Raw genomic sequence first — 13,375 nt, forward strand, 5'->3', positions numbered from 1 at the left:
ACGGTCGCTTGTCAGAAACGACCCTTGCTTTGACTGGATTAATACTCGGCCCACTTCCAACCGATCGGCGTTTCCAGCTCTTTTTCGGCGTAGTAAGCCCAAGGCGTGTCAGGATGCTCTTTGATGATACGCTCCAGGTATTCCTTCGCCTGGAGACGCGTCTTCTCGAGGCGGCTACCAGCTTCTTCCAGCGTATCGGCTGGCTCCAGCTTCCAGGTATTGTGCGACGGATCCTCGAACTTGCGGCCACCCTTCAAAATGGCGAGCATCTGGTTGTAACCGTCGGTACGTGCCTTGGCAGCGGCAGCGCGGCCGAGTGCCAGGTCGTAGCTGGCCTGCCATCGCTTGTCGGTGATCTTGTCGCGATCCTTCTCCCCTTCGGCCAGCGGATCGTAGATCGCGTTCACCAAAGGTTCGAGCCGGGCTGCCGTACGCTGAGCGCCATCCAGGGCGTTCTTCAATCGAGCTTCATCTTCCACAATGAACTGCGACGCCGGATAGGTCATCGCTTCGACCTGCCCTTGCTGGGCAGCGCGATCGAGTGCCGCCAACGCTTTGTTCTCGGCCAGCTTCGCTTGGTACTGAGCCTCGGTCAAATACTGCGGAGGATACTTTCGCATCGTTTCGTCATCGAAACGCATCGAGCTGCCAGGCCATTGCGACGAACGGAGTCGCGAGATCAGAAACGCCCCGTTGGTTTTGTTCGTCAGGTAGCCGAGACTGAAAGGCCCGTACCCACTGTCGACGTCGTCGCCACCGAAACCGCCACTGCTGAACTTCATGTCGACACGCTGCGAGTAACGTGTTTCGGGTCCTTGCAACATGGCTGGCATACCGTCGGAGCGAGTTTCCTGAGCAGCCACCTCCGGACGCTTTCGTCCCAGCGGTGCCGGCACGCCGATCGCATAAACGCGAGCCCCCAGGGCATTCGCCTTTTCGGTGACGGCATCGACCTGCATCCAGTCGTCGCCAGCTTCGTCGGAAACAACCACGACGAGCAACTCGCGGCTTTCTTTCTGTTTGACCGGGCCGAAGGTGTCGAACACCTGGCTCAACGTCGCGAAAGTATTTTCTTTGCCCGAGTTGTCGGTTGGGATCGCGGTTCCTACCTTGCTGACAACCGCGGCCAGATCGGTCGTCGGATCTTGCAGAATGATCGTCTTTTCACCGAAGGCCACCACCGCGGTCGAAAGGCTGTCGGAAGCCTTGCCGCCAGGAAGTCCATTGGCCTGGAAGTCGGAGTAAAGCTGCTTGGCGGCGGTCGACCACGACTGCCGCATTTCCGAAGCACTTTGCGTCGCATCGACCACCCACACGATCAACGTCGGCGCGAAGTCGATACTGCTGGCGATTTCGGTCCGCAGGCGATCGACGTTCTGTTCGACGGTTGAGTTCGCTCCGACCGACTTGCCACTGCTGAAGCGGCTGGTGCCACCACGAATCGATTCGGTACGAATCATGGTCCGGCGAGCAAGCTCTTCTTTGGATGGCCCTGGCTTGGCTGCCGGGGCGACAGGCTTGGCGGCGGGGGCAGGTTTTGACGTGGCTTGCGTTTGCGCCGGCTTCTTCGCCAGAGGATTATTAAACTTGACGTTCTCGCCACAGCCAGACACCGCGACCAAGGTAATCAGCGTCGCGGAAATCGAGCCCAGGCTGGCAATTTCAAACGATGGGAATCGGCGAGACATGTCGGGGGACACTCCTCTAGGGACGAGAAAGAAAGGTAGGTCGATTCGCCATTTATTCTACCCCTCAATTCAGCCCGGTCGAGTCACTGGTCAAGATTCCCCTGCCAGCACCTCCCCCTCGATAGCAAACACCTGGGATACCTCAAAGCCCGTAACTTACCGCCCTGCCACAAAAGCATGCGTTCTGTTGATTAAGGGGGTCGCAATCGTAACGATTATTCGAAACAATAGCCCCACGCTTACGCACAAGGACACACCATGCCATCGCAGCCAACCCTCGCCGGAAAACGAATTCTCATCTTCGTCGGAGACATCTACGAAGACCTGGAACTGTGGTACCCGCACCTTCGCTTGAAAGAAGCCGGGGCCGAATCGGTCCTGGCAGGGCAGGACGCTGGCGAGGTCTACGCCGGCAAACACACCTACCCTGCGAAGTCCGATGTGTCGTTTATGGACGTCAACGCGAACGACTTCGACGGCGTGATCTGCCCTGGCGGCTTCATGCCGGACAAGCTGCGACGTGAAGATAAAGTGAAGGAACTCGTTCGTCAGTTCCACGAGCAAGGCAAACTGGTTGCTGCGATCTGCCATGGCGGTTGGTTCCTGGCATCGGCCGGCATTTGCCACGGTACGCGTCAAACAGGGTCGCCTGGAATCAAAGACGACATGGTCCACGCTGGCGTTAGCTGGGAAGACGCCGAAGTCGTGGTCGATGGCAACATTGTCACCAGCCGCCGACCAGACGACCTGCCAGCCTTCTGCCAGGCGATCATCGACGTGCTGGAGAAACAATAGCCGATGCCACTCGCACATCTGACGATCGCCACCGCCGATTCCGCGGCGACCTCCAAGTTCCTGCAAAATGTGTTCGACTGGCCCGAAGTCCATCGGCCCGGCAATGTGGACCTGACAACCTATTGGCTCGACATCGGCCAAGGCCAGCAAGTCCACGTTCTGCAAGTCGAAGGATTCGAAGTGTCGCCCTTCGAGAAAGAGTTCGGCCGTCACTTTGCCTTTCTGTTTCCAGCCCCTAAGCTGGCGGAAATTCGGCAGCGACTGGAAGAACTTTCCGTGAGCATCATCCCGCCGATTCGGCCGACACCGTTCGAGCGATTTTTCTTCTACGACCCTAACGGCTACATGTTCGAAGTGATCGACCAGGACAAGTTCGTCCAGGAACAGTAGCCCCGCGAGACACTGCAGTGGAAGCGACGGATTGCCATGATGTTCACGGATGGACAACACTGCAGCGTTTTTCTCTGGCAGCCGTCTTAGCGGCGACCTTCTTCTTTCACTTGGCGATGCAGCGTGAAGGGCATGAATGGGGTGGCGACTTCGCCCAGTACCTTGGCCATGCCCGCAACCTCGCGACGCTGCACGACTACGCCGATACCGGATACATCTACAATCCCGATGCCCCCGTCATCGGGCCGCGTGCCTATCCGCCGCTGTTCCCCATGTTCCTGGCCCCGATCTACGCCGGCTTTGGAATGGACCTCGACGTGTTTCGCTTGGCGATCTTGCTGGTCTTCTTAGCCACGCTCGGCATATCGGCGGCACTTTTCGCGCGGAAGCTTTCTCCCTGGTCGGCGATTGGAATTGCGGCGATTCTCGGCTCCTCGCCGGTCTTTTGGGAATTCAATCACATGCTCGACTCCGAGCATCTGTTCTTGTTCTGGTGGATGCTGACGATGCTGGTTTACCAGATCGATCGTGGCGATCATGCGAAACCGTGCGAACACTGGGGACCAGCGATCGCGGTTGGCGTGCTGACCTATCTGGTGATCGGCACGCGAACAGTTGGCATCGTTCTGCCGCCCGCCTTGCTGCTGACCGAGGTTCTCGTCTTTCGGCGACTGACGCGATTTGCGATGGTCAGTTTGCTGACGGCGATCGCCTGTTACGCGTCACAGAAATTGCTGTTGCCGATGGGCGGCTCTGGTTATCTCGATCAGCTTTCACAAATCACCGCGCAGTCGCTGGCCTCGAATCTTTACCACGATGGCATCTCGTTTCTGTACATCTGGCGGAACGGTCATGCTCGCGGCATCGCAGCTGTCAGCGGCGTGATCTTCAGCCTGGTGGCCGTGGTGGGCTATCTGCGCGATACGCTTCCTCGGCCACAACTGCTGGGCGTGGCGACCTTGCTGTACATGATTCTGATTGTTGTCTGGCCAGGGGCGAATGGCATCCGCATGGTGCTACCGATGCTGCCGGCTTTTCTGTTCTGGATCTTCTTTGCGATCGAATGGCTGATCCCGCGACCTCACTGGCAGCGGATCGCCGTGGCGGCACTGGTGATCTATACGCTGGCGTGTGATGCCCGGCACTACAAATACGAAGACTACAACGCCTTCCCTGGTCCGGAATCGGTCGCAGCGAAAGAGATGTTCGATCACGTCAAACTGACGGTCGATCCGGACGAGGCCTGTTTGTTCTTCAAGCCACGCGTCATGGCCTTTTACGCTCGCCGCCGCACGGTCGGCTTCCCGATCGTGCTTTCCCTGGAAAGCCTTCGGCGAACGCTCGACCTGGGCGATGTTCGCGTGGCGGTGACGACCAATCAGGACCAAGAATCGGTTGCGCCGCTGCTGGAACAAGAAGGCTTCGCCATCGATTGGCACAACGACGAGTTTCAGCTTTGGCGGAGGAAGCCGACGAACTAGCTTGCCGCCAGCGGCAACTGCTCGTTGAGCACTTCACGGACAATCAAGCGAAGTCGCGGCTCGGCGGCCTGGGCGGCGTGGATCACATCGTACTTGCCGACCGAACCGAGGTTGTCTGGCAGGCAAATGTTGGTGACCGTCGACAAAGCCAACACCCGCAGACCGACCTGCGACGCCACGATCGCCTCAGGCACAGTGCTCATGCCAACGACATCGGCTCCGATCTTTCGCAGAAAACGGTATTCGCTACGGGTCTCGTAGTTCGGTCCGGTCATCGCGGCATAGACACCCCGGTGGCACACGATCCCTTCCCGTCGAGCGATTCGCGTTGCCGCTTCGAGCAGCGACTCGTCGTAAGGGCTCGACATATCCGGGAAGCGTTTCCCGAGATTCGGATCGTTGTGCCCAGTCAGCGGATTTTGCCACATCAAGTTGATGTGATCTTCCATCAGCATGATATCGCCGCTCTTGTAAAACGGATTCATGCCGCCGCTGGCATTGCTGACCACCAGAATGCCGGCGCCGAGTGCTTTCATGACTCGGACCGGCAGAGTAATCGTTTCTAACGAGTACCCTTCATAAACATGAAAACGGCCCTCCATGACCAAGACCGGGACTGAACCCAGCCGTCCACATACCAATCGCCCTTTATGACTAAGGGCCGTAGAGGAAGGAATGTGCGGGAGATCTTCGTAATCGATCGTTGCTTCGACATCGATGCCGTCGGTCAACGATCCGAGCCCGGTACCAAGGATGATGCCAGCCAGCGGACGCTCGTTCCATCGACGTCGGATGGCGGCCGCCAACTCTTCGACCTGGGCTTTCAGTTTGTACAAACAACCACTCCTGTTCTCTTGCTGCGATCCTTGCCGCACGAGAATGCAAACCAGAGAGCTGCCCCGTTAGCTGGCGGCAATTTCCGATAGAACGCCTTTGACCAAGGTGCGAAGTTTCGGCTCGGCCTTGTTGGCGATCGAAATGATCTCGGCCACGTCGGCTGGCTTCAATGCATCGGGCAGGCACATGTCGGTCACGATCGAGAAACCCACCGTCTTCAAACCGCAGTGCACCGCGACAATCACTTCCGGAACGGTGCTCATGCCGACCAGGTCTGCGCCGATGGCACGCAGGAAACGGTATTCCGCACGGGTTTCGAGATTCGGACCGGCGACCGCAACGAATACACCGCGATGCGCGACGATGTCTTCCTTACGAGCGATTTCCAGGGCCTTGTCGATCAGCTCGTGATCGTAAGGAGCACACATGTCTGGGAAGCGTGGGCCGAGGCGATCGTCGTTGATCCCAATCAGCGGGTTATCGCCCATCAGGTTGATGTGATCATCGATCAGGACAATGTCGCCGCAGTTATAGAACGGGTTCATACCACCGGCGGCGTTCGAGCAAAGCAGCAGTTCGGCACCCAAGGCTTTCATCACGCGGACTGGCAGCGTGATTTGCTTGAGCGAGTAGCCTTCGTACATGTGGAAGCGACCTTCCATCGCCACCACGGGCACACCGCACAGCATGCCACAGACCAGGCGACCACGATGGCTGGTGGCGGTCGATGCGGCGAAGTGAGGGATTTCCGAGTATTCGAACGAAGCTTCTTCTTCGATTTCTTCGACCAATCCACCGAGGCCAGTCCCCAGAATGATGCCGGCCTTCGGGGTCTTGTCCCACTTGGCACGGATAACTTTGAGGGCGTCTTCGATTTTGTCGTAGAGATCGAGCATGGCGGGGTTTCCCGGTTTTGATCGGCGGTCAGGTCAACTTAGCCCCCGATTATGCCACGTTCCCTCCGACCGACAAGTCCCGGCCCTGACTGGGGGCGAACTGAAAGTATTCGCGAAATCGGATCGCGAATGCGATGTTTCGTATACCTCTCAGCGAAACTTGCCGGGCAAAGGGATGAACCTCCCGATTTGCCGGGCGAATCCCTTATACTAAAAAGCGTGACTTGCTAAACGTTGCTTTGTTTTCTCAATAGAACAAGATGGCTGAATCCAACGCTGCTGAACTTGCGTGGCATCACGATGTCCCCTGCCCTGGCTGTGGCTGCCTCTGCGATGACCTTTCCATCGGCATTGCCGGCAACCAGGTGAAAAGCATCGAGCCTGCCTGTCCGATGGCGGCTGCCTATTACCGGCAACCAATTGCCACGAACGACAACTGCCAGATCGACGGCCAGCCAGCGTCGAACGAAGATGCCGTGAAGCGGGCAGCCGAGATTTTGAACGAAGCCAACGCGCCGCTCTTCTTTGGCCTGGGCGAAACCAATAGCGAAGCAGTCCGCCGAATTGTGGACCTAGCCGATCGTGTTGGCGGAATCGTCGACGCGACGCATCCCACCTTTTTCGATCCCACTGGTCGCATCTTACAGACGACCGGCATGGTGACCTGTTCGCTGGGCGAGATCCGGCATCGCGCCGACCTGGTGATCTTCTGGGGCTGCGATCCGAAGACAACGCATCTGCGGCACTGGGAACGCTACAGCGTCGACGCCACGGGACGCTTCATCCCGAATGGCCGCACCGATCGAACGCTTATCGCAATCGGTTCGCCCAATGCGACTAGTGCGTCATGCGATACCCAGATTCCGCTGGACGACACGCAGCAGATCGCGGCGCTGCATCACCTGCTATCGCTGGCCACCGACAAACCAACCGATGCCGGCCGGGTCGAATCGCAATTAAAAGAAGTCGCCCCCGCCCTGGCGAAGCTTCATGGGCAGATTCAACAAGCGAAGTACTTTGTCTTTGTGCTTGGTGATCGCTTTTTACGAAGAGAGGCAGGTCGCATCCCGCTGGAGCTCCTCGCCCAGTACGTGCGGCCGCTGCACGAGCAAACGCGCGGGGCGGTCTCGATCTTGCGGCCTGGGCCCAACTGGGTCGGCGCTGGCGGCGTGATTGCTTCGCGAACCGGATATCCTGGCGGAGCTTCGCTGATGCAAGGCGTTCCGCAGTACGATCCCGACAACCTCTCGGCCATCAAACTGTTGACGCAACAGCGCGTCGACGCAGCGTTCGTGATGGAAGGCCCTTGGCTGGCCGACTTGCCAGCCGAGGCAATGCAAACGCTTAAACAGATTCCGACCGTGATGCTAGGGCATCGACCAAGCGAAACGATGCCTGGTAATGTGTTTCTGCCGATTGCCAGACCAGGCCTTACCAGCGGAGGATCGATGTCGCGAATGGACGATATGCCGCTACCGATCCGGGCGATCGCCGAACCTGAATGTCGTTCGGCGGAAGAAACAATTCAAGCGATCTTAGAGAGAGTCCATGCTTGAACCAAAACTGCTTCCACTACGTTATGGAAGCAGTGCAATCGTGAATCCAAGCCCATAAACAAGGGCATGTACTACGAGAAAAGTCGTGTACTGACGAACTTCCGAGGTCTGGGCAATTTGATTTTCAGGACGCAATGCGATCTCCTTTTCCATAAGAAATGCAGTGGGAAGCGGTTTCCGTGAAATGCTTCCTCCCGAGTCGGAATCGCGTCCTGCGACTATGCACATACTCTGCTTGAGTGCCAATTCCCACTATAGGGATCACTGGTTCCAAGTTAAGGGCTATTCACACTTATCCCCTGATTTTTCTGTACGCGCGATCGCTTTGGAACTGTTGCAGCAACTCTGCTGCATTGTCATGGCACGAAATCAGGGCAGTATCGCCCGATATTTCCAATCTTAGGGGCGGTGCATTCTACTTTGCCAGAAATGATGGGGGGAAATCGCGATTTCTTACCACGTGGTGGACTCGTTGCCCCCTGCAAGAAATCAGGGCCGAGGTCGCCCCCAATGCTGTCATCCCGCACCAAATTAGCAAGATCTAGTGCTTTTCCCCTAGACACCGCTGAAACCAGTTTTTGCGGCAGGTATACTGATAAACCGATATTCCCCGCCCTACGCTCATCCATCCAAGGATCTACCACTATGCCGATTTCTCGCCGTCGCTTCCTGGCAGTTGCCTCCGCTGCCATCGCCGCAACCACGCTGCCAGGCCGGGTCTGGGCCAAGTACGACCAGGAACGTTTCCCAGGCTTCAAGGTTGGCCTGCAAAGTTACTCGCTGCGTGCCTTCGACGTCGACAAGGCGATCAAAACGGCAGGTGAACTGGGTTGTGCCCATCTCGAATTCTTTGGCGGTCACTTCCCGCTGAATTCGACGCCAGAACAAATCGCCGCGATGAAGCAGAAGATGGCCGATCAGGGCATGACGATCTATGGTCACGGTGTGAATCACTTTGGCAGCGACCATGCCAAGAACGAAGAGATCTTCAAGTTCGCCAAGGCAGCCGGCATCAAGAACCTGTCGGCCGACCCAACGCCTGATTCGTTCGATAGCCTCGACAAGCTGGTCGATAAGTACGACATCCGCATCGCCATCCACAACCATGGTCCATCGCATCGCTACAACACGGCATTGGACGTGCTGAATGCGGTTCGCGATCACGATCCTCGCATCGGTGCATGTGCCGATCTGGGTCACTTCATTCGTAGTGGTGAAGACCCCGTCGAAGTGATTCGCCTGCTGAAGGGCCGCGTGTTCGGCATCCACCTGAAGGACTTCGCCGAGCAGAAAGAAAAGACCAAGGGGGTCATCCTCGGTAAGGGGCACCTCGACGTCGTCGGTGTGTTCCGGGCACTGCGTCAGGTCGACTTCCCAGCCGACGGCTGCTTGTCGCTGGAATACGAAGAAAACCCAGCCGATCCAGTCGCCGACATTCAGGAATGCCTGGCAGTCGCCTCGGATGCCTGCAAGACGGCTGCCTCGTAACGGCCAGCCAATTCGCTCAATCAATGCACAGGCACGTCCATTTCGGGCGTGCCTGTTTTTGTTAATGGACGCAGCATCCGCGACTGCGGCCGCTTACTGGATCTCGGCCAGCTTCTGGTCGAGCTGGCTTTGCAGGCCAGCCAACGTCTCGGCATGTTCAGCCTTGCGAGCCAGGTTCGTAAACTGCTGCGGATCGTTCTGCATGTCATACAGTTCAACGCTGTCGTTTCCATAACGAATCAACGCCCAGCCTTTTGTTCGCAACAGATGATCGTTCTTGTTCCGCAGCGTGTAAGTGGCGTCGTGAATCGTTGCCTGCGGGTCGCTCCAGACCGGGGCGAGACTCTTGCCTTGGACATGCTCGGGAATGCTCAGCCCGCACAGTTCGGCCAGGGTCGGATAGATATCGATCTGCTGACTGAGCGAAGCCGTCGTCCCCTGCCCTTTTCCAGGGACGCGAACGATCAGCGGAATTCGCGTCGACTCTTCGTGAAGGCTCATCTTCTGCCAGAACTCGTGCTCGCCGAGATGGTATCCATGATCAGCCGTGAACACAACGATCGTATTCTTCGCCAGGCCTAAGCGGTCGAGGGCATCGATCATCTTGCCGACCTGAGCGTCCATGAAACTGACCGAAGCATAGTAGGCCTCGAGCACTTTTTGCTTCTTGATCTGCGTATCGAGGCCGCTCGACTTGCTGTTCTTGATGATGCCAGGCTTCGGAATATCGTCCCAGTCGCCATCGACCTGCGGCGGTAGTTCCATTGCTTCGGCCGGATAAAGATCGAAGAAACTGCTGGGGGCTACCAACGGAACATGAGGTCGCACCAGCCCAACCGCCAGGAAGAATGGCTGCTTGTCTTTGGCACGAGCCTCGAGGATTTCAATCGCCTTGGCCGAAGCTTTGACATCGGCCTGCTCCGCACCATCGCCAGGCGTTTTGACGGTATAGAACGCTCCGCCATAGCCAAGGTTGAAGTGGATGTTCTGCTTGGGATCTGGCTTCAGCTTCTCTTTGGTCAGATGGGCATGTTTACCTTCGCTCCACTGCTCGGGGGCCTGGCAGTTGAAACGCTCGGTCCACGATGCCGCGTGGTCGGGGCCATCGGTCCCGGCGGTGATATCGCCGGGGATTCGCATGTGATAGATCTTGCTGACGCGTGCCGTGTAATAGCCGTTATCGCGAAAGTGCTGGGCCATGGTCGGACGGTCGCCGAGGTTCTTCGTGAACTTGTCCGACAATCCGTTCGAGGTCACGCCGATCGCTTGGGCGTACATGCCGGACATCAGCGAAGCTCGCGATGGACCACACACAGGATACTGCGTGTAGGTGTGCTCGAACTTCATCCCTTCGCCGGCCAGACGATCGATGTTGGGAGACTGGCACTGGGCATTGCCATAGCAGCCGAGCGACTGGCTGCCGAGGTCATCGGAAATGATGAACAGCACATTGGGCTTTTCGGCCTGGCAAAGAGTGGCAACCAGACAGACCAATAGCAACGTACCAAGACGAATCGGGGCAGGCATGGTAGAACTCAGGCGAGAGAGAATCGGGGATGGGTTCGCCCGATTATAGTTCTTCCGAACTTCGCTGGCCAACATTGCCTTGCTGCTGAGCGACTTCCGCGCGTTGTGCTTCGACCACCGCTCGTTCAAAACGCTGGTCCGGCACCAGCCAGACGACCGCCAGCACCGAATAGACCGCGATCGCGAACCAGGGAGAAGCAAACGCCACGAGCGTTCCGAACAGATAGGCCATCATCGAGGCCTTTCCCTTGATGTCGATCCCGACCGCCTCGCGGAGTCGCGATTGGGCACCATCTTGAGCGACCAGCGTCGACTGCAAGATCCACCATGCGACCGAGCAGCAAAACAGCACCACGCCATAGATCGCGACCGGAAGATCGACGAACTCGCTTTCATGCATCCAGGCCGTCGCCACCGGAATGAGCGACAGCCAGAACAGCAGATGAAGATTCGCCCACAGCACACCACCATTCACGCGTTGCGTCAACTGCAGCAAGTGATGGTGATTGTTCCAATAGATCGCCAGGTAGACGAAGCTCAGCACGTAGGTCAGCGTGCCGGGCATCATGGCCATCAGCCCGTCCCAGGTATGCATTTGTGGGGCCTTCAAATTGAAGACCATGATCGTGATCAAGATTGCAATCACGCCATCACTGAATGCTTCGAGACGTCCTTTTCCCATGATGCCGTTTGCCCTTTGCCGTGGCAGCTTGAACTAATCGCCGAACCAAGGGCACAGCTTGCGTCGCATCAAGATCAAGCACCAGTCGATCGCGAGCCCGGCCACACCCAGAATGATCAGGTAAGTGTACACAATGTTCAGGTTTTGTAGACGCGACTGCATCCGCAGCGTGTAGCCAAACCCGACATCGGCCAGGGCAAACTCGGCGGCAATCAAAAAGACCATTGCCGGTCCGATCTGCAAACGAGCGTTCTCGATAATACGAGGCAGAATCTGACGCACGACCACTTCCCAGACCACCTCGAAGTGCGAGGCGCCGAGGGTGTACGACTTGTAGACGGTGTGCTCGTCGACATCTTTTTGGGCGGCCTGGGCAATCGACTGAGCCAATGTAGGAAAGATGCCGAAGGAAATCAACGCGACAAAGATCTTCATCCCGGTCACGCCGAACAGCACGAAGTAAACCGCCAACATCGCCGTGGGCGGGATCTTGGCGAAGAACGAGATCGGCGGCAGCAGCACGGCTTCGACCTGGGGGATGCACCCCATCGCCAGCCCGATGACAAAGGCGAGCAGAACACCAATTCCAACGCCGACGGCCAGCCGGGTGGACGACGCCTTCACGTCATCCCAAAACTTGATGCCCCCATCGCCGGTGGCCATCTTCTGCCAGCCATCTTGAAACTGCGAAAAGTTGGGCAGCGTCTTGTTGCGAGGGTTTTCGACATGGGCGCGATGCGACATCCAAGCGTAACCGAGCAAGATCACAACAAAGCTGGCGAATCCCAGCAGCAGGCGAGTCCGTTTGCTAATGGGCCGGCGAATCATTCGGGGCAACTTTCAGGCAAGTGTGGGGCGAAGGTTGTAGGCAACGCGCAAAGGCACGAAGCATTGCCTCGTGCCTTTGACATCGGTTTGCGAAAGCATCTTGGACGGACGAGTTTACTTGCCCGCTTCGACCTGCTTCATGTACGACGCATCGAAGTTCAACTGAGCGTCCACTTTGCCGAATCCGATCGAAGACTTCTCGTCGACGATGTCGTGCGTGACACAGAAGTCGACAACCGTTGGCATCGTCTTTTCCTGAAAGTCTTTGTTTTCAAACAAAGCAATTCCGTCGGCAGGCGTCGGGTACATCTTGGTTTCCTGGACAACCACTTCCATGTCCTCGACACCCAGGCTCGAGAACTTTTCGCCCAGCGCCTTCAGCGTATCGGCACGGGTGCTGTCGTCTTCCAGCATCTTGTTGACTTCGTAGAAGGCGTCAATCACGGCGCCGGCGAACTTGTCGCCACCTGGCTTCGCGAGGCTGGCCTTGCTAACCACGACCATGTCGATGATTTCTTCTGGAATCTTACGCGAGTCGAACAAACGCTTGGCACCGTCACGATCGCGGAGGGTCTGCAGGACAAACGGATTCCAAACCATGATCGACTTCATCGCTTCGTCGCCGGTCTGCATGGCCTGAGCCGCGACACCGGGATCCATGTTCTTGAATTCGTAATCCTTTGGATTGGCTCCTTCCAGTTCCAGGCAGCGTTCAAAAGCGTACTGCGAAACCGACTTCTCCAAACCATAGGTCGGAGTGCCCTTCAAGGCTTCGATCGAATCGACACCCACCGTGATACAAGCATCCGCACCGACACTGGTCGAAGTCGGCAAGATGGCAACCGAGTCACGGCCGGTCGCCGGAGCAAGGCTGTCCATGTTGGTCATGCAGACGGCATCGACGGTCGAGTTGCCATACTGGCTCAAGCAGGAATCGTAGTCGGCCTGGACCAGCACGATGTCGACGCCCCACTTCTTTTCCAGCTCGCCCATCTGGCCTTCATCTTTGTGAAGCAGACCTTTTTCGTGCGCGACACCGAAGACCGACCAGCTGGGATACTCGCTCCAAGCCAGGCTGAATACCGGGACGTCGCCTTCGCCACCACCGGCGGGCGTGCCGGAGTTGCAACCGACCACCAACGCGACGAGGGCGGCACACGCTGCTAGATTTCCAAATCTCATTGACTGCTTCCTTCTTGATAGGGTG

General features: G+C 57.5%; 12 protein-coding genes. 5 read left to right on the forward strand and 7 right to left on the reverse strand.

All coding sequences use genetic code 11. From position 1 onward, the window contains the following. Positions 1-38: 38 nt before the first annotated feature. On the reverse strand, positions 39-1,688 hold the full coding sequence (locus tag ABD890_RS09355) for a vWA domain-containing protein (RefSeq protein WP_345088152.1): 1,650 nt from the start codon (positions 1,686-1,688) through the stop codon (positions 39-41). Positions 1,689-1,946: 258 nt separating this feature from the next. Here ABD890_RS09355 and ABD890_RS09360 point away from each other — a divergent pair, with 258 nt between their 5' ends. Genes ABD890_RS09360 through ABD890_RS09370 form a run of 3 tightly spaced genes read left to right on the forward strand, consistent with a single transcriptional unit; the run spans position 1,947 to position 4,354 of the window. Further along, complete coding sequence (locus tag ABD890_RS09360; RefSeq protein WP_345088154.1) at positions 1,947-2,483, forward strand: type 1 glutamine amidotransferase domain-containing protein; 537 nt, start codon at positions 1,947-1,949, stop codon at positions 2,481-2,483. 3 nt (positions 2,484-2,486) lie between these two features. Then, positions 2,487-2,873 (forward strand): VOC family protein, encoded by a 387-nt coding sequence (locus tag ABD890_RS09365; protein WP_345088156.1) that lies wholly within the window; start codon positions 2,487-2,489, stop codon positions 2,871-2,873. 17 nt (positions 2,874-2,890) lie between these two features. Next, positions 2,891-4,354 carry an ArnT family glycosyltransferase gene (locus ABD890_RS09370; RefSeq protein WP_345088158.1) on the forward strand — a complete coding sequence of 488 codons (1,464 nt, stop codon included), beginning with the start codon at positions 2,891-2,893 and terminating at the stop codon, positions 4,352-4,354. On the opposite strand, the gene ABD890_RS09375 is transcribed toward ABD890_RS09370, so the two are convergent. Then, the gene (locus ABD890_RS09375; RefSeq protein WP_345088160.1) at positions 4,351-5,190 is read right to left on the reverse strand and encodes a purine-nucleoside phosphorylase; all 840 of its coding nucleotides are present in this window, start codon (positions 5,188-5,190) and stop codon (positions 4,351-4,353) included. The two genes, ABD890_RS09370 and ABD890_RS09375, sit on opposite strands and share 4 nt — an antisense overlap. A gap of 66 nt (positions 5,191-5,256) precedes the next feature. After that, positions 5,257-6,087 carry a purine-nucleoside phosphorylase gene (locus tag ABD890_RS09380; protein ID WP_345088162.1) on the reverse strand — a complete coding sequence of 277 codons (831 nt, stop codon included), beginning with the start codon at positions 6,085-6,087 and terminating at the stop codon, positions 5,257-5,259. Between the two features lie 260 nt (positions 6,088-6,347). Here ABD890_RS09380 and ABD890_RS09385 point away from each other — a divergent pair, with 260 nt between their 5' ends. Both ABD890_RS09385 and ABD890_RS09390 read left to right on the forward strand, forming a co-directional pair. Beyond that, a complete protein-coding gene (locus ABD890_RS09385; protein ID WP_345088164.1) occupies positions 6,348-7,643 on the forward strand; it encodes a hypothetical protein in 1,296 nt (431 codons plus the stop codon). 645 nt (positions 7,644-8,288) lie between these two features. Next, positions 8,289-9,131, forward strand: a complete 843-nt coding sequence (locus tag ABD890_RS09390; protein ID WP_345088166.1) for a sugar phosphate isomerase/epimerase family protein — start codon at positions 8,289-8,291, stop codon at positions 9,129-9,131. Positions 9,132-9,224: 93 nt separating this feature from the next. Here ABD890_RS09390 and ABD890_RS09395 read toward each other — a convergent pair whose 3' ends face one another. From ABD890_RS09395 to ABD890_RS09410, 4 genes are all read right to left on the reverse strand, one after another. Further along, positions 9,225-10,658 (reverse strand): sulfatase, encoded by a 1,434-nt coding sequence (locus ABD890_RS09395; RefSeq protein ID WP_345088168.1) that lies wholly within the window; start codon positions 10,656-10,658, stop codon positions 9,225-9,227. Between the two features lie 43 nt (positions 10,659-10,701). Continuing rightward, entirely contained in the window at positions 10,702-11,340 is a 639-nt protein-coding gene (locus tag ABD890_RS09400) for a TMEM175 family protein (protein WP_345088170.1), read from the reverse strand. 33 nt (positions 11,341-11,373) lie between these two features. Beyond that, positions 11,374-12,168, reverse strand: a complete 795-nt coding sequence (locus tag ABD890_RS09405) for an ABC transporter permease (protein ID WP_345088172.1) — start codon at positions 12,166-12,168, stop codon at positions 11,374-11,376. 114 nt (positions 12,169-12,282) lie between these two features. After that, positions 12,283-13,350 carry a type 2 periplasmic-binding domain-containing protein gene (locus tag ABD890_RS09410; RefSeq protein ID WP_345088173.1) on the reverse strand — a complete coding sequence of 356 codons (1,068 nt, stop codon included), beginning with the start codon at positions 13,348-13,350 and terminating at the stop codon, positions 12,283-12,285. Between the last annotated feature and the right edge of the window lie 25 nt (positions 13,351-13,375).

Origin of the sequence: Bremerella cremea (assembly GCF_039541315.1) — a bacterium.
Classification (GTDB): Bacteria; Planctomycetota; Planctomycetia; order Pirellulales; family Pirellulaceae; genus Bremerella; species Bremerella cremea.

Excerpts from the sequence above, each read along its gene's own strand:
- ABD890_RS09355 (WP_345088152.1), bottom strand. The coding sequence starts at position 1,688 with ATGTCTCGCCGATTCCCATCGTTTGAAATTGCCAGCCTGGGCTCGATT.
- ABD890_RS09360 (WP_345088154.1), top strand. The coding sequence starts at position 1,947 with ATGCCATCGCAGCCAACCCTCGCCGGAAAACGAATTCTCATCTTCGTC.
- ABD890_RS09365 (WP_345088156.1), top strand. The coding sequence starts at position 2,487 with ATGCCACTCGCACATCTGACGATCGCCACCGCCGATTCCGCGGCGACC.
- ABD890_RS09380 (WP_345088162.1), bottom strand. The coding sequence starts at position 6,087 with ATGCTCGATCTCTACGACAAAATCGAAGACGCCCTCAAAGTTATCCGT.
- ABD890_RS09385 (WP_345088164.1), top strand. The coding sequence starts at position 6,348 with ATGGCTGAATCCAACGCTGCTGAACTTGCGTGGCATCACGATGTCCCC.
- ABD890_RS09390 (WP_345088166.1), top strand. The coding sequence starts at position 8,289 with ATGCCGATTTCTCGCCGTCGCTTCCTGGCAGTTGCCTCCGCTGCCATC.
- ABD890_RS09395 (WP_345088168.1), bottom strand. The coding sequence starts at position 10,658 with ATGCCTGCCCCGATTCGTCTTGGTACGTTGCTATTGGTCTGTCTGGTT.
- ABD890_RS09400 (WP_345088170.1), bottom strand. The coding sequence starts at position 11,340 with ATGGGAAAAGGACGTCTCGAAGCATTCAGTGATGGCGTGATTGCAATC.
- ABD890_RS09405 (WP_345088172.1), bottom strand. The coding sequence starts at position 12,168 with ATGATTCGCCGGCCCATTAGCAAACGGACTCGCCTGCTGCTGGGATTC.
- ABD890_RS09410 (WP_345088173.1), bottom strand. The coding sequence starts at position 13,350 with ATGAGATTTGGAAATCTAGCAGCGTGTGCCGCCCTCGTCGCGTTGGTG.